An 18358-nucleotide genomic window follows, 5' to 3' on the forward strand; every position below is an offset into this window, starting at 1 on the left:
ACGCGGTCGAGCGAGGGTCCTGCTGAGACGCCGGATCACGCTGAGTCGTCCCCCGATGCGGCACCTCGGGCTGATGAGGAAAGGTCGACTCCGGCCGCTGAGCACGGGGCAGACTCGGATGTCACATCGGCGCAACAGCACAGCGAGTCTCAGCAGCAAGCAGCTGGCGAGCCTGCCGAGGCGCTGGTGCCGGAGCCCATCGAGCCTGACGCCTTGCGTGAGGCCAGCCCCTCGCAGGCCGAGCCCGAGGCCGCAGCCACGCCTGCGGCCCAACCAGAGCGCGAGCCGGGTGCTGAGACAGGGGCTGAGACAGGGGTTGAGACAGGGGTTGAGACAGCGGCTGGGCAAAAGACCGAGCGAGATCTTCAGGCAGCGTCGGAGGCCTCCGAAACAAGGACGCCTGCCGCTGATGCCGCTCCCCAGCGACCCGTCGAGACCGAAGCGGGGCACGAGAATGCGCCGACGGTCGAGGCGTCGCCAGAGCCAGAGCTAGAGCCCTCCTCTCAGCGTCTCGAGCACGCCGAGGTCATCGAGCCCAACCGCTCCAGCGGGCCTGCGCTGCAGGAAAAGCCGAGGGTCGCGGCTGCCGATAAAGGTGCAGAGAAAAAGGGGTGGTTTGCCCGCATGCGGGCGGGGCTGGGCAAGACCCGGGCCAATCTTAGCGATGGGCTGGCCGACCTGTTCATGGGGGCCAAGCAGATCGATGACGACCTCATCGAGGATATCGAAACCCAGCTGCTGATGGCGGATGTAGGGATCGAGGCGACCAGTGAGATTATCGAGGCACTGACCGAGCGAGTGTCGCGCAAGGAGCTGAAGGATCCCGAGGCGCTGTATCGTGCCCTGCAGCAGGAGCTGGCCAGTATGCTGGGGGCGGTCAGCGATCCGCTGACCCTGACCACGGAAGATGGCGGACCCTTTGTGATTCTCGTGGTGGGCGTCAACGGGGTGGGCAAGACCACCACCATCGGCAAGTTGACCCAGCGCTTCCAGCGCGAGGGCAAGAGCGTGATGCTGGCGGCGGGAGATACCTTCCGTGCCGCCGCGGTCGAGCAGCTCAAGGTCTGGGGCGAGCGCAACAGCGTTCCCGTGGTGGCTCAGCACACTGGTGCCGACAGTGCCTCGGTCATCTACGACGCGGTGGCCGCTGCGCGGGCTCGCGGAGTCGACGTGCTGATCGCCGATACGGCGGGCCGTCTGCACAACAAGTCCCACCTGATGGAAGAGCTGAAAAAGGTTCACCGCGTGATGGGCAAGCTGGATGCCAATGCGCCCCATGAGGTCATGCTGGTACTGGATGCAGGCACTGGCCAGAACGCTCTGTCCCAGGCGGCGACCTTCAACGAGGCCGTGCCGGTCAGCGGGATTACTCTGACTAAGCTCGATGGCACCGCCAAGGGCGGCGTCATCTTTGCCCTGGCGAAGCAACTCAAGACGCCGATTCGTTTTATCGGTGTCGGCGAGAGCCTCGATGACCTGCGACCGTTCAAGGCAGAGGATTTTGTCGATGCCTTGTTTGATCGTCGCTCGAGTGACGGCGACGAATGATCGCCTTCGAGCACGTCGGCAAGCGCTATGGAGGGCGCTTCGAGGCGCTCTCCAATATCGACTTCCGTGTTTCCCGCGGAGAAATGGTGTTTCTCACCGGGCATTCCGGGGCCGGCAAGAGCTCGTTGCTGCGTTTGATCATGCGCCTGGAGCGCCCGAGTCGAGGGCGCGTGCTGGTGGCCGGACACGACATCGACAAGCTGCACTCGAGCCAGCTGCCCTTCTACCGGCGTCAGATTGGTGTGGTGTTTCAGGATCACCAGCTGCTGTTTGATCGCTCCATCTATCACAATGTGGCGCTGCCGCTGGAAATCCGCGGACTACCGCCGCGAGATACGGCTCGACGTGTGCGTGCCGCCCTCGACAAGGTCGGCCTGTTGCACCGTGAGAAGGCCTTGCCGATCGAATTGTCCGGTGGTGAGCAGCAGCGTGTTGGAATCGCCCGTGCCGTCGTCAACAAGCCGGCCCTGCTGCTGGCCGACGAACCCACCGGTAATCTGGACCCCCAGTTATCCGCTGACATCATGGGCTTGTTCGAAGATTTCCATCGCATCGGCACCACCGTGATGATTGCCAGCCACGACCTGGCACTGATTGCGCGCCTGCGTCACCGGACCCTGCGCCTGAGCGAGGGACGGCTGGTGGGTGATGAGGAGGCTGCGTGAGTCTGGATCCCCCCCGTAGAAGAGCGGCCACGCCGCGCAGCACTGGAGCCCGCAGTCGGGGTGCCGCCAGGTCGGACCGACCAGCCGGTCGAACCGCGGGTACGCCGGCCCAGGGTGGTGCCCGTCAGCAGTCCGCCAGGCCGCAAGGACAGTGGCGGTCATGGCTGCGTCATCACCGGGCCATGTGCCTCGACAGCCTGCGCCGGCTGATTCGCCAGCCGGTGGGCAGCCTGCTGACCATGCTGGCCATCGCCATTGCCTTGGTGCTCCCTAGTGCGCTGTGGCTATCCCTGGACAGTGCCAAGCTGGTCGATGCAGAGCTCGATGCCAGCGCCACCTTGACCGCTTATCTGGACAAGAGCGTGGATGAGGCCCAGGCCCAGCGTATTCTCGAGGCCATAGAGGCACAGTCGAATATCGCCAGTACGCGCTTGATTACCGCGGCTGAGGGCATGGCGGAGTTCCAGCAGGCGCTTGGTCTTGACGACGCGCTGGCCCGACTCGAGACCAATCCACTGCCCGCTTCGGTGGTGATATCGCCGCAGTCGCCGTCACCCGAGGCAATGACGGCGTTGTCCGAACGGCTGACGGCCATGCCGGGCATTGCGGAGGTACGCCTTGATCTGGCCTGGATCGAACGCTTGCGGCAGTTGGCCGAGGTGGGACGGCGTGTCACGCTGGCGTTAGGCGTACTGTTCGGACTGGGGGTGTTGCTGGTGGTCGGCAACACGATCCGGCTGGCGGTGGAGAATCGCCGCAAGGAAATCGAAGTGGTGACGCTGATTGGTGCCACCCATGCCTTCGTGCGCCGCCCGTTCCTTTACAGCGGTGCCTGGTATGGGCTCGGCGGTGGCCTGCTGGCCTGGGCATTGCTCACCCTTGGCAGTGACTGGCTGTCAGCCCCGGTAGCGTCGCTGGCTGCGAGCTATGGGGCACACTACCAGCTGCCCGCGCTGGGGGCGGCTGGTTCTACAATATTGCTGAGTTGTAGTACACTATTGGGCTGGTTAGGTGCCTGGATCGCCGTCAGTCGTCATCTGGCGGGCATCAAGCCCCGCTAGGTCATCACGTTGCGCACGGTCATCTCATAGCGCACGTGAGTCGTCAGCGAAGCCTGAGGCGCCACCAGGTGGTTTCGTCGGATGCACCCTGAAGGGCTATACGACGAAAGGGGAACTTTTTGAGCGTGTGTTTCTCCAAGGTGCATTCGAAATCTTGTTGGTCTTCGAGGAGACAATCTGCACATGAGCAACAGTCTTCTGCCGGTGGGTCATCTATCACCGGGGCACGACCTGAACGGCTACATTCAAGCCGTCAACCGCATTCCCCTGCTGACGGTGGAAGAAGAGCAGGATCTGGCCCATCGCCTCCAACAGGAAGGTGATCTGGAAGCCGCCCGCCGTCTGGTCATGTCCCATCTTCGTTTTGTCGTGCACATCGCACGCAGTTACTCCGGCTATGGGCTTCCCCAGGCTGACCTGATTCAGGAAGGTAATGTTGGCCTGATGAAGGCGGTCAAGCGTTTCGATCCGACCCAGGGCGTCAGGCTGGTGTCCTTCGCCGTGCACTGGATCAAGGCGGAAATCCACGAGTTCGTGCTGCGCAACTGGCGCATCGTCAAGATCGCCACCACCAAGGCCCAGCGCAAGTTGTTCTTCAACCTGCGTGGTGCCAAGAAGCGTCTGGCCTGGCTGAACAGCGACGAAGTCGATGCGATTGCCAAGGATCTGGACGTCAAGCCAGAGGTGGTGCGGGAAATGGAAGGCCGGCTGGCCTCCCACGATGCCGGCTTCGATGCTGCTCCGTCCGATGACGAGGAAAGCGCGTATCAGGCCCCGGTGCATTATCTGGATGATGCCAGCCAGGATCCGGCGACTCAGCTTGAGGACAGCGACTGGGAAGAAGACGCCACCCGTCGCCTGCAAGGGGCGCTGGCGGACCTGGATGAGCGTTCCCGGGATATCCTGACCCAGCGCTGGCTAGCCGAGAACAAGGCGACGCTGCACGAGCTGGCGGACGTCTATGGGGTATCGGCTGAGCGGATTCGTCAGCTTGAGAAAAACGCCATGAAGAAGATTCGTGAGCGTCTTGGCGATGCCCTGGCTGCCTAAGCGGCGGTAGGGGAGGTCCCTTCGGCACTGGCCTGAACGCAAGCCTGAACGCAAGCTATGTTCAGCAGCAGTGCCAGCCCACGAAAAGAAGCGCCCGAACCGTCAGGTTCGGGCGCTTTGCGTAAAGACCGGTCCGTTCGCGGCAGCCCTCAGAATCAGGCAGGCACCGCGCTGTCTCTGAGCAACTGAGACGACAGCGCAGGCCACTGATCTTCCCAGTACTCGGTGGGACGGTGGCGATAGTCGCTGCGCACGTACTGGGCGATACGCCCCTCGATCTGTGCTGTCAGTAGATTCGCGCTGGCGCTCGCCGGCATGGCCAGGCGACGTCCCTCACGAAGTTCCGCCTCGCGGAGTACCTGCTTGAACTGGGTTTCCAGGCGCTCGAACAGCTGGTGAATGCGCAGGCGTAGCCTGGCGGTTTCACCGGTCAGTACATCGCCGCCGAGCAGGCGCGACAGTCCGGGGTTCTTCTCGGCAAAGGCCAGCACCAGGGTCATGATCTGATGGCAGCGTGGCAGCGCCTCCTGCTGCTCGTCGAGGATACGCGTGATGCGTTCAAACAAGGTTTCCTCGATAAAGCTGATCAGACCTTCATACATCCTGGCCTTGCTCGGAAAGTGGCGATAGAGCGCGGCTTCCGAGACGCCCACCTGTCGGGCCAGGGCAGCAATGGTGATGCGCTTGCCGCTGTCTTCCTCCAGCATCAGGGCCAGGGCCTGCAGAATCTGGTCCCGCCGGCTTGGGGTGTTTTCCTGCGTCATGGTGTCGAGTTCTTTATCGTTGATGGCCCGCCAGGCTATCCGGCGGGCGAGTTCCCTTGCGATTCGACGATCTGGCTGGCGAACCGCATCTTCCTTGCGTGTCAGTCTTGTTGGCGCCGCTGGGCGGTATCAGTCAGGTGCGTGGTTGGTGATCAGGGTGCCGACGCCGGCATTGGTGAAAATTTCCAGCAGGGTGGCGTGGGGCACGCGGCCATCGACGATATGGGCGCTGACCACGCCGCCCTTTACCGCATCCAGCGCGCAGCGGATCTTGGGCAGCATACCACCATGAATGGTGCCATCGGCGATCAATTCGTCGACCTGCGCGGTAGACAACCCTGTCATCACCTCGCCGTCACGGTTCATCAGGCCTGCCACATTGGTCAGCAGCATCAGCTTTTCAGCACCCAGTGCTTCGGCCACCTTTCCCGCGACCAGGTCGGCGTTGATATTGTAGCTATGGCCTTCGCCATCGACGCCGATAGGGGCGATGACGGGAATGAAGTCCCGCGCGGCCAGCATTTCGATCAGGTCCGTGGAGACATGCTCCACTTCACCCACGTGGCCGATATCGATGATTTCTGGAGCGGTCATTTCCGGGCTCTGGTGTTCCACCTTGAGCTGGCGAGCCCGAATCTGCGCGCCGTCCTTGCCGGTGAGGCCGATGGCCTTGCCGCCGCACTGGTTGATCTGATTGACGATGTCCTTGTTGACCAGGCCGCCCAGCACCATTTCCACCACGTCCATGGTCTCGGCGTCGGTCACCCGCATGCCACCGACAAAGCGTGACTCGATGTTGAGCTTCGCCAGCAACTCGCCGATCTGAGGGCCTCCGCCGTGGACCACGACGGGGTTGATCCCTACTTCCTTCATCAACACCATGTCCCGTGCGAAGGAGTCGATAAGGGCATCTTCGGTCATGGCGTTGCCGCCGTACTTGACCACTACGGTCTTGCCGGAAAACTTCTGGATGTAGGGGAGGGCCTCAGAGAGGACCTCCACCACCAGGCGCGGATCGTGAGCCTGTTCGCTCATTGGCGTAGTGTCTCCTGCGGGTTCAGTTCGGAAGGGTGAGCGAGGCGTCTACCGCCGCCAGAGCCTTGGCAAAACGCTCGCGAATGCGTGCCAGGGCATCACCATCATTGCCCTCGAAACGCAGCACCAGCATCGGCGTGGTGTTCGACGCGCGGCACAGGCCCCAGCCGTCAGCGTAGTCCACACGGATGCCATCGAGGGTAGTCTTGACGCCGTCGTCACCGAAATCCCCCTCCCGAGCCAGGCGATCGACCAGATCGAACTTGGTCTCGTCGGTCACTTCGATATTGATCTCCGGCGTGCTGATGTTCTGCGGATAGCGATCAAAGAAAGTGTCGGCGTCACCGTCGAAGCGGGACAGGATTTCGAGCAGGCGGGCCGCGCCGTAGAGACCGTCGTCAAAGCCGTACCAGCGCTCCTTGAAGAAGATGTGGCCGCTCATCTCGCCGGCCAGCAGGGCGCCGGTTTCCTTCATGCGAGCCTTGATCAGAGAATGACCGGTCCGCCACATCTCAGGCGTGCCGCCGGCTTGCTCGATCACCTCGATCAGCTTGCCGGTGCACTTGACGTCGAAGATGACGCGGGCGTCCGGATTGCGGCTCAGCATGTCTTCGGCAAAGGCCATCAGCAGGTGGTCGGGGTAGATCAGTCGCCCCTTGGGGGTGATCACACCCAGGCGATCGCCATCGCCGTCGAAGGCCAGGCCGATATCGGCGCCGTGCTCGGCCACTGCCTTGATCAGGTCCTTGAGGTTTTCTGGCTTGCCCGGATCCGGGTGATGGTTCGGGAAGGTGCCATCGATCTCATCAAACAGGGGGATGGTGTCAGCGCCCAGTGCCTTGACCAGCTGTGGGCCAAGCTCACCTGCGACACCGTTGCCACAGTCGACCACCGCCTTGATCTTGCCGGATACCGAAACGTCACCAAGGATGCGTGCGAGATAGGCCTCGCGAACGTCCTGCTCGGAGACCTGGCCCTGACCTGAACGCAGATCACCGTTCTCAAGACGCGTGTAGAGCGCGGTGATCGCGTCGCCGGACAGCGTCTCGCCGCCAAGGACCATCTTCAGACCGTTGTAATCCGGCGGGTTGTGGCTGCCGGTCAACATGACCCCGGAACTGGTGCCGTCGAGAGTATGGGTCGCGAAATACAGCACCGGGGTCGGCACCATGCCGATGTCGATGACATCGCAGCCGCTGGCGGTGAGGCCGCGGGTCAGGGCCTGGATCAGTCGGGGGCCGGACAGCCGCCCGTCACGGGCGACGACCACCCGGGTTTCCCCGCGGTCCTGGGCCTCGCTGCCGATGGCCTGGCCAATGGCTTCGACCCCCGCCTCGGTCAGGGTGTCGTCGACGATGCCGCGAATGTCATAGGCACGAAAGATCGTGGAAGGTACGTGTGTCATGGGCAGGTCCTTTCCTTTTGACGTAGCGCTGGGTCAGGTGAGTCGCGATCAGTGACGGCCAGAACTGCCGAAGCCGCCATCACCGCGCAGGCTGGCGGAGAAGTCGTCGACCACTTCCAGGTTGGCTTGAACCACCGGCACCAGCACGTACTGGGCGAGGCGTTCAAAGGGTTCCAGGGTGAAGGAGCGGTCCGAGCGGTTCCACACGGACACCATCAGTTCGCCCTGGTAGTCAGAGTCGATCAGGCCGACCAGATTGCCGAGCACGATCCCGTGCTTGTGGCCGAGGCCAGAGCGCGGCAGGATCAACCCGGCCAGTGCCGGGTCGGCAATGTGGATGGCGAGGCCGGTACGCACCAGCTCGCAGTCTCCTGGCGCCAGCGTCAACGGCGCATCGAGCAGCGCATGCAGGTCCATGCCGGCGGAGCCTTCAGTGGCATAGCGCGGCATGCGGTCCTTGATGCGCTCGTCGAGTATCCTGACCGCCATGGTGGGGCGAGTGGTTGTGCTGGACATGCAAAATCCTTGAGTCGTGAGAGCGCTTCCGGCCCCCGTGTTGAGCGTAGTGCAGCGACCGCATGGTCGGCCGCAGTGATACAGTGCCACGGCACCGCTCGACCGGCGCGAAGTGTCAGTCGTGGTGCTGGCGAGCGGCAAGACAGGCGCTGGCCTGGGCGATGACAGCCTCGGCCAGGCGCGTCTTGTCCTGTTCGGCTTCGTGGCGTGTGTTGACCTGGTCGCCGTCGCGCCACATCAATAATGCCGCATTGCGATCGGAGCCAAAGCCGAGACCTGCGCGGGAAACGTCATTGGCCACGATCATGTCAAGATTCTTGCGTCTGAGCTTGTCCTCGGCGTAGCGCTCGAGGTCACGGGTCTCGGCGGCGAAGCCGACAATCAGGGGGCGTGGGTGGCGACTCGCCAAGGTGGCAATGATGTCCGGGTTTTTGACCAGCGTCAGCGTCAGACCGTCCTCGCCTTCCTGCTTCTTGATCTTGTGTTCGGCGGGTGCCGCGGCGCGGTAATCGGCTACCGCTGCACAGCCAATGAAGATGTCGCAATCGGCGACTAGGCCTTCGGCCGCGGCGAGCATCTGCTCAGCGGTATCCACATCCATGCGAGTCACTCCGGCCGGGGTAGGCAGGCTGACAGGCCCAGCGATCAGCGTGACCCGGGCGCCGCTGTCGCGAGCTGCCTGCGCCAGCGCAAATCCCATCTTGCCCGAGCTGTGATTGCTCAGGTAGCGCACCGGATCCAGGGGCTCGCGCGTCGGCCCTGCGGTGATCACGATATGGGGCGCCACTGGGGAAGGCGGTGTGTTCGTTTCACTCTGTGCCGCGACAGTCGCCTCTGTGGTATCCCCGAACAAGGCCGTGACGATCTGCTCGGGCTCCATCATGCGCCCAGGGCCTACATCACCGCAGGCTTGATCGCCTTGATCGGGGCCCAGCAACTGCCATCCATCGTCGCGCAGCTGGGCGGCATTGCGCGCCGTAGCCGGATGGCGCCACATGGCCTGGTTCATGGCCGGTGCCACTACCCGTGGCGCATCGCTAGCCAGACAGGCGGTCGTCAGCAGGTCGTTGGCCATGCCCTGGGCCAGGCGTGCCATGAGGTCGGCAGTTGCGGGGGCGATCAGGATCAGGTCGGCCCAGCGTGCCAGCTCGATGTGCCCCATGCCCAGTTCCGCATCCGGATCCAGCAGCGATGTCCTCACCGCACGTCCCGTCAGCGCCTGCAGCGTCAGCGGCGTGATGAAGGCCTGTGCCCCTTCCGTCATGACAACCTGGACCTCGCAGCCCGCCTGCACCAGCAAGCGAGCCAACACAGCACTTTTATAGGCAGCAATGCCAGCGCTGATACCAAGCAGCACACGCTGTCCTGCGCGCAGCGCCGGAGGGCCATAGCGCGTAGAGGAAGATGGTTGAAGCATGCAAAACGATCCACGACCGGGGTAAGAGTCCTACCTTACCACCGGTGTCGGATCATGCGTAGCCGCGCACCCCCGTCCCAGGTCATCGCTGATGCCACTAGACTCATCAGGTATGTCGGCGCTCGCCGACACTGGCGCGCATCGCTACCCAGGGAAAGGCCGCCACCCACAGCGGGACAAGGCAGCGGGAGGGCGGTCAGACAGGCAGACAAGAAGGGCAGTCAACAAGAGCTGACTAGAAAGGCTGACAACAGCGGGCGGCCAGAGGGGCGGATAACACAGGCTGACCAGAAAGCGCGGCAAGAGCGCTGTTCATAAAGGAGACAGGGATGTCGATACGGGATTGGCCTGAAGGAGAAAGGCCCAGGGAAAAGCTTTTAACCATGGGGCCCGGTGCGCTGTCAGATGCCGAGCTGCTGGCGATACTGCTGCGCGTCGGTGTGGCAGGGCGCTCCGCCGTGGACCTGGCTCGGGATGTACTGGTGGCGTTTGGTGGCCTGCGCGCGCTGCTTGAAGCTCGCCAGCAAGAGGTCTGCGCCCAGCGCGGCCTGGGGGTGGCGACGTTCGTCCAGCTGCAGGCTGCCCAGGAGATGTCGCGCCGGCATCTTGCGAGCCACCTTGAACGGGGTCAGCCGTTGGATTCCCCCAGTCGAGTGAGGGCCTTCCTTGCCGCCCAGCTGCGCCACCTTGACCACGAAGTCTTCGCCGCGCTGTTTCTCGATAGCCAGCACCGAGTGATTCGATTCGAGGTGTTGTTCCATGGCACGTTGGACAGCGCCTCGGTGTATCCGCGAGAAGTCGCCAAGAGGGCGCTCGCCCTGGGAGCCGGAGCGCTGATCCTGTGTCATAACCATCCGTCCGGCGTTGCCGAGCCCAGCGGCGCAGATCGACGAATCACCGAACGACTGAGGGAGGCGCTGGGGCTGTTCGATATCCGTGTGCTGGATCATTTTGTGGTGGGAGACGCAGAAGTGGTGTCATTTGCCGAGCGAGGGTGGGTATAATACGCCGCGCGCAGGAACCGGGTGGTTATCGGCGGCGTCTACGACGCATGACGACACCGGGATCCTCTACCATCGACAACGCCACGCCACGCCACCGCCGTGAACGCACCCTTGCCGCTTCGATGCAACACACGAGACAGGCAACGGCGCGAACGGGATGGCGAAGCTTGGCGTAACTCTTGCCCAGGCGGCAGGGTTCTGGTATAAAGTGCACCCTTTGAATTCCCTTGGGTTGAAAGCACGGGGCTCATGACAGGGCTTGAGGTTGCTGAGGCTTGATGACTGCGGATCTGCGTCGACACCGCGCGGCGGGTTTGCGACACAGGCTGACAGGCACGCCACTTATTCAGTTAAGGTTCTCGCCCTTCCCGGTTTGCCCGACAGGTTTTGAACAACTCGCCACGCGGTTGGAGGCTCTCATGTCCAAAGTATGTCAGGTTACCGGCAAGCGCCCGGTGACTGGTAACAACGTTTCACACTCCCAGCGCAAGACACGTCGTCGTTTCTTGCCGAATCTTCACAGCCATCGCTTCTGGGTCGAGTCCGAAAAGCGTTTCGTGACTCTGCGCGTCTCTTCCAAGGGCATGCGCATCATCGACAAGAAGGGCATCGACGAGGTGCTCAGCGATATTCGTAAGCGCGGCGACGCCATCTAAGGATGTCGTCACTCGGAGCCTGTAGAGCGTAGCTCGTGCACAGGTTCCGGCCGACTTGAAAGACTGGCCTGGTGTGGCGAACGTGCCAGGCAGCAATCTGGGAGAATTCTCATGCGTGACAAGATTCGTCTGGTGTCCAGCGCCGGTACCGGCCACTTCTACACCACCGACAAGAACAAGCGTAACACTCCGGACAAGATGGAAATGAAGAAGTTTGATCCGGTGGTTCGCAAGCACGTGATGTACAAGGAAGCCAAGATCAAGTAAGGCTTGATCTCGCTTCCACCGCAGGCGAGCCGCCTGTCGACGAGAACCCGGCCCCGAGGTCGGGTTCTTGCGTATCAAGGTGCTGACGCGGCGCCTGGCGAGAATGTGTCGCCTGACGTCCGGATATCAGCCTCACTGCCGCAGGTGCAACATGCCCGAGTTGCCTGAAGTCGAGACGACCCGGCGCGGTATCGCTCCCCATGTGGAAGGGCGAGAAGTGCGCGAGGTGCTGGTGCGTCAGTCGCGCCTGAGAGTGCCCGTGCCCGAGACCCTTGCCGAGCGCCTGGTAGGGGCGCGGATTGGTCAGATTCGTCGTCGCGCCAAGTACTTGCTGTTGCCTGTCCTGTCTCCCTCGGATAGCGCTACGGTGGACGAGGTGGAAGCGCCCCGGGAACGGGGTACCTTGCTCTGGCACCTGGGCATGTCGGGCAGCCTGCGGATCGCTCGTCTTGGCGATCTGCCGAAGAAGCATGACCACGTCGACCTGGTGCTCGAAGGCGGCGCGATTCTGCGCTACCACGATCCTCGCCGTTTTGGCTTTGTCGATTGGCTACGCGAGGACGAGTCTCAGGATACGCGATTGTCGCGTCTCGGCCCTGAGCCGCTATCGCCAGCGTTTGATGGTGCTCGTCTTTACGCCCTTTCTCGTGGGCGGCAAGCCGCGGTGAAGCCGTTTTTGATGGACAATGCTGTGGTCGTTGGCGTGGGCAATATCTATGCCAGCGAAGCGTTGTTTCTGGCGGGAATCGACCCTCGGCGAGCAGCCGGGCGCATCGGCCGCGAGCGCTATGACAGGCTCGCCGCGGCTGCCAAGGATGTACTTGCCGCAGCCATCACCCAAGGGGGCACGACGCTGCGTGACTTTGTCAGCGGCACTGGCGAGCCCGGCTATTTCGCTCAGCGCCTCAATGTCTATGGACGCGCTGGAGCGCCCTGTCGCCGCTGCGGCGGCGAACTCAAGCATGTGACCCTGGGGCAGAGGGCCAGTGTCTTTTGTCCTCGCTGTCAGCGCTGATAGCACTGGCACCTCCACACCTTAGATATCTTGAAGAGAGTGATCACCGTGACTCGACCGCTGCGCTTGAAAAAGAATGCCGATCGTCGCCTCAAGTCTGGCCATCTATGGCTGTATTCCAACGAGGTCGATACCACCGAGACACCGCTCAAGGCATTTGAGGTTGGCGAACAGGTCATCGTCGAAGCCGCCAATGGCAAGCCCATGGGGCTGGCCTATATCAACCCGAACTCGCTGATCTGTGCACGTATCGTGTCGCGTGATCCGAGCCAGCGCCTGGATCGCTCGCTGCTGGTGCATCGCCTCAACCAGGCGCTGGCCCTGCGTGATCGCCTGTTCGACAAGCCTTTCTACCGTCTGGTGCATGGTGAAGCCGACCTGCTGCCCGGTCTGGTGATCGATCGCTATGCCGACGTGCTGGTGGTACAGCTGAACACGGCAGGCATGGAAGCGGTGAAGGACGAGCTGCTGGATGCCCTCGACAAGGTGGTATCGCCAGGGTGTGTGGTGTTGCGCAATGACACCAGTGGCCGTCGTCAGGAAGGTCTTGGCGAAACTATTGAAGTGGTCAAGGGCGCGCTTCCCGACCAGGTGCTGCTGGAAGAAAATGGCGTGCAGTTTATCGCCCCCGTCATGGACGGGCAGAAGACCGGTTGGTTCTATGACCATCGCGTCAACCGTGCCTGGTTGAACCAGCAGGTCGCCGGCAAGCGAGTGCTGGACCTGTTCAGTTACGTCGGTGGCTGGGGTGTCCAGGCGGCGGCCCATGGCGCCAGCGAGGTCTTGTGTATCGATGCCAGCGAGTCCGCACTGGACCGAGTTGCGGAGAACGCTGCCCTCAACGGTCAGCACGAACGCGTCGCCGTCGGTCATGGTGACGCCTTCGAGGCCCTGGCCGCGCTCAAGGCAGATGGCGAGAAGTTCGACGTGATCGTGCTCGACCCTCCCGCCTTCATCAAGCGCCGCAAGGATATTGCCAACGGTGAGCGTGCCTATGCCCGCTTGAATCGCGATGCCATGCGTCTGCTGGGGCGCGATGGTCTGCTGCTGTCAGCCTCCTGCTCCATGCACCTGGCGCCGGAGCGTTTGACCGACGTCGTGCGCGGCGCAGTGCGCCATCAGGATCGCCATGGCCAGATCCTGTTCCAGGGGCATCAGGGCCCGGACCATCCGGTGCATCCCGCCATCCCCGAGACCGCCTATCTGAAGGCGCTGGGCGTTCGCGTGTTTCGTGATTGAGGGCGGTGCGATACCCCCTTCCACGACGTCTGCTCCAAGGAGGGCGGGCGACATGATCGACCCTCGTTAAGGCGGGGGGATCAAGTGTCGTTCGGGTATCGATCAGGGCTTGTCCTTGTGGCGGGGTTGGGCGCATCGTGGCCAGTAAGGCTGCGGCCCTTGCAACGATAAGGATATCCGCCATGAACGACGTGCCCTGGACGATGATCTTCTCCGACAGCAATGCTCTGATGGTGGGGCATGTGCGTAACCTGCTCAATGGGGCAGGCATACCCACTGAGCTTCGCAACATGACCCTGGGGGGTGGTGCCGGCGAGTTGCCACCGCTCGAGTGTGAACCCCAGGTGTGGGTGGCCGAGCACAATCGCCAGCGCGCCGAGGCGGTCATTCATCAGGCGTTGCGCGCATCCTCCCCTGGGGGCGAGTGGCGCTGCCGGGTGTGTGGTGAGGAGCTGGAGGTCGCCTTCGATACCTGCTGGTACTGTGGTACCGAGCGCGAGGATCAGAAATAGTGTCTGTCTGCAGCCAGCCCAACTGGGACCTGCCTAATCCCTTCGTCATCGACATCCTTGTGACAGCGGATGCCATCGACCACTACGGCCACGTCAATAACGCCCAGTACCTGCGCTGGGTCGAACAGGCCAGCTGGGCACACTCGGCTCAGCTAGGTCTGACCTTGGATCACTACCGGGCGTTGGATCGTGCCATGGCGGTGCACCGCCACGAACTCGATTATCTGGCGCCAGGGTTTGAGGGCCAGCAACTGGTCATGGCGACCTGGATCGTGGCCTGTGACGCCCGACTTACCCTGACACGTCGATTCCAACTCTTCCGACCCGATGATGGGGCGACCCTGTTGCGGGCACGCACTCGCTACGCATGCATTGCGCTGTCCAGCGGTCGTCCACGTCGCCTGCCTCCTGAGTTTGTCAGCGCCTATGGGGGTGCATTGGTGGCAGAGGCTTAGAGCGCGGAACCTCGCTTTCCGGCCGAGTGCTGTCGATGCACCTGGCTGTCTAGCGAATACCTGTGCTGACGGCGGCGATCGTTTCTGCTTCCTGCTTCCTGCTCTCCCTTGCCATCCGTGCTCTTGCTTATTCTCTTTCCCCAGAGAGATGCGGAGTAGGTCGGCTATTTTTTTGTTATTCATGCCGCGCCTCTTTAAGAGATATCGGTTTTGTTTGTAGGAAATAGTGGACAATGCTAGATGAGGCGGCATGACCTCTTTTCAGTAACTGCTTTCCTGCCCTCGGCCTTTTTATGTCAATCCTTCTATCGTTGTGCTTTTTCGCTACGACATTCATTTCTGGTGCATTTTTTCACTTTCACTCCTTGAGGTAGCATCACGCTACTGTCAACCACCTCAGCAGTGGCTGGGGGTCAATGTTAGAGACATTATGTGGCTGGCAATATTGAGCCGAGTCACGATTGTTGTCCGCCATAACGCCGAACGAGGTGTCGCGGTAGCCGTGCTGTTGCCACGCTCCCGGATGACCCGCCAAGCAGGATGGTGGGCGAGGTGGGTAGAAGAAAATGAAGGGAAAAAGATAACGACTCTAAGCATGGAAGCCTGGAATAGACGCTAGGGGTGGAAGTTAGAAGCGTAAGTTAGAGATAAAAAATCAAGATGGAAATAAAAGATAGAAGTCGAGCTGGGGATTCGAAATAGAAGTTAAAGGTAGTCACTTTGAGTGCGTGAATCAGCATAAAAATATGACGACTCAACGTCGTCAATAAAACGTGGAGCAGGCCAGGCCAGCGACCACGAGTCAGTGTCTCTTGCAGGGGAATCTCATAGATGATGGTGCATTGCGTCGACGCGTCTCGGCCGGGCGTGGCGTTTTTTGTTGACCCGAGGTGTTTACGCCTGATTGGCGCAACACTGTTGGCGATGGTGGCGTGCTGTCCGACCTCGGTACTCGCCCAGGCACAGCCACCGGGGTCGCTGCCTGCAGTGGTTCCACCCAATGCCACCTTCAACGAAAACTTCATTCGTGACGATCAGCAGCGCCTGCTTGAGCAGCAGCGTGAACGCCTGGATCAGCTGGAGCGCTTGCCCGGTGAGGCCGTGGCGGCTCCAGAGGTGCGCCCTGATGACGGGGGCTGCCTGGATATTCATGAGATTGAACTGGAAGGCGCGAGCCTGCTCAGCGAGAGGCAGCGAGGGCGGCTGTTGCAGCCCTATCTGGGACGCTGCCTGTCAGCAGCTGAGCTCAATGGGCTGCTGGGTGAGGTGACCCAGTGGTACCTCGAACGTGGCTACGTCACCACCCGCGCCTATCTGCCAGAACAGGACCTGACTCAGGGGCGGCTGCGGGTGGTCGTTGCCGAAGGTCGCCTGGAAGCGTTGGACAGCGGCGGAGTGCGACCTTCCCCCCGAGAAGTCTTGATGGCGTCACCCACGCGGCCGGGGGACATCCTTAATCTGCGTGATCTTGAACAGCTGATCGACCAGTTGAACCGCCTGCCATCACGCCGCGCCCAGATGGAATTGCTGCCAGGTGACGCCCTGGGCGGCAGCCGCGTGCGCATGGACCCGGATGCCGGGCAAGGGCGCCCCGTGCGCGTCGCGCTGGGTCGCAGCAATGACGGCAGCCGCGAGACCGGCGAGCAGCAGTGGACCCTGGGCGGCGAGTGGGACAGCCCTCTGGGGCTGGCCGATCAGCTCAGTCTGCAGTTCGGTCACGATGTCACCGGCGCCTCCGGCATTGGCTCCAGCAACCAGTACGTGGCCTATCGGCTGCCCTGGGGGCGCTGGAACTTTCGCTATCAGTACAGCCGCAGCGACTATCGCAGCATAGCCCGCGCCGATGGGTTTCGCTTCGACCTGGACGGTGCCAGCGAGCGCCACAGCCTGTCGGCCGAGCGTCTGATGCACCGGGACCGCGTCAGCACCACCTCAGCGAGCGTCGGCGTCAGCCGGCTGAGCACGCGCAATGACCTGGACGAAACGCGCATCGAGGTCAGCAGTCAGCGCCTTAGCGAGCTAAGCCTGGGGCTGAACCATGGCCGCCGCCTGGGGCGTGGGCTGATCAACGCGGACCTGGGCTGGCACAAGGGCCTCGACATCCTGGGCGCCCAGGACGATGACGACCAGCCCGCGGGGTCGCCCAAGGCCCAGGGCGAGCGCACCACCCTGACGCTGAGCTATGCCCGACCGTTCGAGGTGCTGGGCCAGTCCCTGACCGTGACCAGCCTGGCCAGCGGCCAATGGAGCGACGATGCCCTTTACAGCCCCCAGCGGCTTAGCCTGGGCGGCCAGTACTCGGTGCGTGGTTACAAGGACCAGACCCTGAGCGGTGACAGCGGGGGGTACTGGCGCAATGAGATCAGCTGGGCCCGTCCGTTACCTGCGGAGGTCCCCCTGGTGAATCGGCTCGAGGCAAGCCTTGCCTACGATGTGGGCGTCATCCGCCACGATGACGATAGCGGCGACCAGCACGGTCGTCTCAGTGGCATGGCCCTGGGGCTTGGCGTCAGCGGCGACTACCTCAGTGCCAGTGTCACCCTGGCCAAGTCCATTGACCGTCCCGATGCCATCGATCATCGCGAAAGCCCCGTCTATTTCACCGTTCAGGCGCGCTTCTAGTGGCCGCGCCAGATACGTGCCATGCCCTCCAGGAGGGACGTTTGATGAACCCACGCCGTCCGCTTTTTCGCCATCTGGCCATCGTCATGATCAACGCCCTGTTCTGGCATCCCGTGGTGGTGCTGGCAGACGGCATCGTGGTGGCGCCGGGGGGCAACACCCGGCTCGATCAGGCGGGCAACGGCGTGCCGGTGGTCAACATCGCCACCCCCAACGACAAGGGCCTCTCCCACAACCGCTTTCGCGACTACAACGTGGATGCCCGCGGGCTCATCCTCAACAACGCTACCGGCAAGACCCAGTCGACCCAGCTTGGCGGCATCGTGGTCGGCAACGCCAATCTGCGCGGTCAGGCGGCCCAGGTCATCCTCAATGAGGTCAACGGCGGCAATCCGAGCCGACTGGCAGGCTACACCGAAGTGGCCGGCCAGGCCGCCAAGGTGGTGGTGGCCAACCCCTACGGCATCTCATGTGATGGCTGCGGTTTCATCAACAGCCCCCGGGTCACCCTGACCACTGGTGCGCCGGTGATCGAGGATGGCCGGCTGGACCACTACGCGGTGGACCAGGGGCAGGTCGCCATCGAGGGGCTGGGGCTGGACGCCCGTGAGGTGGATCAGTTCGAGATCCTTACCCGGGCCGCGGCGCTCAACGCCGAGCTGCACGCCCAGGACCTGACGATCGTCGCAGGCGCCAACGATGTCGACGCCGCGAGTCTCAGCACCACGCCGCGTGCCGGCAAGGGCACGCGCCCGGCCCTGGCCATCGATTCCTCGGCGCTCGGCGGCATGTACGCCGAGCGCATTCGCCTGGTCGGTACCGACGCCGGGGTCGGCGTGCGCCTGGCCGGTGACATGGCCGCCAGCGCAGGCGACATTCGCATCACCGCCGATGGCCAGCTGAGGCTTGCCGACGCTTCGACCTCTGCGCGCCTGATCACCCAGTCCAGTGACGCTGGCTTCGGGGGTGACGTGCATGCCGACCAAGGGGCCGACATTCAGGCCGACGATGCCCTGGACATCTCTGGCCGGCTGACCAGCGGCGGGGATATCGCGCTGTCAGCGCAGCGCCTGACCACCACCGGTGATGTAGTGGCCGGCGTCCGCGGCGGACAGCGACGCGCGGGG

Annotated in this window: 18 protein-coding genes; 13 read left to right on the top strand and 5 right to left on the bottom strand. The window is 62.8% G+C overall.

Translation table 11 applies throughout. The features are described 5' to 3' along the window. Positions 1–186 precede the first annotated feature (186 nt). From ftsY to rpoH, 4 genes are all read left to right on the top strand, one after another. Positions 187–1548, top strand: a complete 1362-nt coding sequence (ftsY, locus tag KUV41_RS13040) for a signal recognition particle-docking protein FtsY (protein WP_409995806.1) — start codon at positions 187–189, stop codon at positions 1546–1548. Then, positions 1545–2213, top strand: a complete 669-nt coding sequence (ftsE, locus tag KUV41_RS13045; RefSeq protein WP_206940388.1) for a cell division ATP-binding protein FtsE — start codon at positions 1545–1547, stop codon at positions 2211–2213. Before ftsY ends, ftsE begins: the two co-directional genes overlap by 4 nt. 2 nt (positions 2214–2215) lie before the next feature. Beyond that, the gene (gene ftsX / locus KUV41_RS13050) at positions 2216–3274 is read left to right on the top strand and encodes a permease-like cell division protein FtsX (protein WP_261396043.1); all 1059 of its coding nucleotides are present in this window, start codon (positions 2216–2218) and stop codon (positions 3272–3274) included. A gap of 183 nt (positions 3275–3457) precedes the next feature. Further along, on the top strand, positions 3458–4324 hold the full coding sequence (gene rpoH / locus KUV41_RS13055; protein WP_206940385.1) for an RNA polymerase sigma factor RpoH: 867 nt from the start codon (positions 3458–3460) through the stop codon (positions 4322–4324). A 155-nt stretch (positions 4325–4479) separates the two neighbouring features. Here rpoH and slmA read toward each other — a convergent pair whose 3' ends face one another. The 5 genes from slmA to coaBC all read right to left on the bottom strand — a co-directional run bounded on the left by slmA (position 4480) and on the right by coaBC (position 9461). Further along, a complete protein-coding gene (gene slmA / locus KUV41_RS13060; protein WP_206940382.1) occupies positions 4480–5088 on the bottom strand; it encodes a nucleoid occlusion factor SlmA in 609 nt (202 codons plus the stop codon). A gap of 129 nt (positions 5089–5217) precedes the next feature. Further along, positions 5218–6123, bottom strand: a complete 906-nt coding sequence (gene argB / locus KUV41_RS13065; protein WP_206940380.1) for an acetylglutamate kinase — start codon at positions 6121–6123, stop codon at positions 5218–5220. A gap of 22 nt (positions 6124–6145) precedes the next feature. Then, the gene (locus KUV41_RS13070) at positions 6146–7528 is read right to left on the bottom strand and encodes a phosphomannomutase/phosphoglucomutase (RefSeq protein ID WP_206940377.1); all 1383 of its coding nucleotides are present in this window, start codon (positions 7526–7528) and stop codon (positions 6146–6148) included. Positions 7529–7576: 48 nt separating this feature from the next. Next, the gene (dut, locus tag KUV41_RS13075; RefSeq protein WP_374107049.1) at positions 7577–8017 is read right to left on the bottom strand and encodes a dUTP diphosphatase; all 441 of its coding nucleotides are present in this window, start codon (positions 8015–8017) and stop codon (positions 7577–7579) included. A gap of 142 nt (positions 8018–8159) precedes the next feature. Beyond that, the gene (gene coaBC, locus KUV41_RS13080; RefSeq protein WP_222486459.1) at positions 8160–9461 is read right to left on the bottom strand and encodes a bifunctional phosphopantothenoylcysteine decarboxylase/phosphopantothenate--cysteine ligase CoaBC; all 1302 of its coding nucleotides are present in this window, start codon (positions 9459–9461) and stop codon (positions 8160–8162) included. A 329-nt stretch (positions 9462–9790) separates the two neighbouring features. Between coaBC and radC the strand changes: the two genes are divergently transcribed. The 9 genes from radC to KUV41_RS13125 form a co-directional block, all read left to right on the top strand. Further along, on the top strand, positions 9791–10465 hold the full coding sequence (gene radC, locus KUV41_RS13085; protein WP_206940371.1) for a RadC family protein: 675 nt from the start codon (positions 9791–9793) through the stop codon (positions 10463–10465). A gap of 419 nt (positions 10466–10884) precedes the next feature. Further along, a complete protein-coding gene (rpmB, locus tag KUV41_RS13090) occupies positions 10885–11121 on the top strand; it encodes a 50S ribosomal protein L28 (RefSeq protein ID WP_206940369.1) in 237 nt (78 codons plus the stop codon). A gap of 111 nt (positions 11122–11232) precedes the next feature. Further along, positions 11233–11388, top strand: coding sequence for a 50S ribosomal protein L33 (gene rpmG, locus KUV41_RS13095; RefSeq protein ID WP_016856547.1), 156 nt, complete (start codon positions 11233–11235; stop codon positions 11386–11388). Between the two features lie 151 nt (positions 11389–11539). Further along, positions 11540–12403 carry a bifunctional DNA-formamidopyrimidine glycosylase/DNA-(apurinic or apyrimidinic site) lyase gene (gene mutM / locus KUV41_RS13100; protein WP_222486460.1) on the top strand — a complete coding sequence of 288 codons (864 nt, stop codon included), beginning with the start codon at positions 11540–11542 and terminating at the stop codon, positions 12401–12403. Between the two features lie 48 nt (positions 12404–12451). Then, entirely contained in the window at positions 12452–13642 is a 1191-nt protein-coding gene (locus tag KUV41_RS13105; protein WP_206940365.1) for a class I SAM-dependent rRNA methyltransferase, read from the top strand. Between the two features lie 182 nt (positions 13643–13824). Further along, positions 13825–14154: a DUF2007 domain-containing protein gene (locus KUV41_RS13110; RefSeq protein WP_222238910.1), complete on the top strand. Its 330-nt coding sequence runs from the start codon at positions 13825–13827 to the stop codon at positions 14152–14154. Beyond that, positions 14154–14609 (top strand): acyl-CoA thioesterase, encoded by a 456-nt coding sequence (locus tag KUV41_RS13115; RefSeq protein ID WP_222486461.1) that lies wholly within the window; start codon positions 14154–14156, stop codon positions 14607–14609. Before KUV41_RS13110 ends, KUV41_RS13115 begins: the two co-directional genes overlap by 1 nt. A gap of 831 nt (positions 14610–15440) precedes the next feature. After that, entirely contained in the window at positions 15441–17231 is a 1791-nt protein-coding gene (locus KUV41_RS13120) for a ShlB/FhaC/HecB family hemolysin secretion/activation protein (protein WP_222486462.1), read from the top strand. A gap of 44 nt (positions 17232–17275) precedes the next feature. Then, positions 17276–18358: filamentous hemagglutinin N-terminal domain-containing protein (locus tag KUV41_RS13125; RefSeq protein WP_222486463.1), on the top strand; the 1083-nt coding region annotated here is incomplete at its 3' end.

Origin of the sequence: Halomonas sp. DP8Y7-1 (genome assembly GCF_019801685.1) — a bacterium.
GTDB lineage: Bacteria > Pseudomonadota > Gammaproteobacteria > Pseudomonadales > Halomonadaceae > Halomonas > Halomonas litopenaei_A.

Coding starts and splice junctions, on each gene's coding strand:
- rpmG (WP_016856547.1), top strand. CDS start 11,233: ATGCGTGACAAGATTCGTCTGGTGTCCAGCGCCGGTACCGGCCACTTC.
- KUV41_RS13110 (WP_222238910.1), top strand. CDS start 13,825: ATGAACGACGTGCCCTGGACGATGATCTTCTCCGACAGCAATGCTCTG.
- rpmB (WP_206940369.1), top strand. CDS start 10,885: ATGTCCAAAGTATGTCAGGTTACCGGCAAGCGCCCGGTGACTGGTAAC.
- coaBC (WP_222486459.1), bottom strand. CDS start 9,461: ATGCTTCAACCATCTTCCTCTACGCGCTATGGCCCTCCGGCGCTGCGC.
- dut (WP_374107049.1), bottom strand. CDS start 8,017: ATGGCGGTCAGGATACTCGACGAGCGCATCAAGGACCGCATGCCGCGC.
- slmA (WP_206940382.1), bottom strand. CDS start 5,088: ATGACGCAGGAAAACACCCCAAGCCGGCGGGACCAGATTCTGCAGGCC.
- radC (WP_206940371.1), top strand. CDS start 9,791: ATGTCGATACGGGATTGGCCTGAAGGAGAAAGGCCCAGGGAAAAGCTT.
- argB (WP_206940380.1), bottom strand. CDS start 6,123: ATGAGCGAACAGGCTCACGATCCGCGCCTGGTGGTGGAGGTCCTCTCT.
- rpoH (WP_206940385.1), top strand. CDS start 3,458: ATGAGCAACAGTCTTCTGCCGGTGGGTCATCTATCACCGGGGCACGAC.
- KUV41_RS13070 (WP_206940377.1), bottom strand. CDS start 7,528: ATGACACACGTACCTTCCACGATCTTTCGTGCCTATGACATTCGCGGC.
- ftsE (WP_206940388.1), top strand. CDS start 1,545: ATGATCGCCTTCGAGCACGTCGGCAAGCGCTATGGAGGGCGCTTCGAG.
- KUV41_RS13120 (WP_222486462.1), top strand. CDS start 15,441: ATGATGGTGCATTGCGTCGACGCGTCTCGGCCGGGCGTGGCGTTTTTT.
- mutM (WP_222486460.1), top strand. CDS start 11,540: ATGCCCGAGTTGCCTGAAGTCGAGACGACCCGGCGCGGTATCGCTCCC.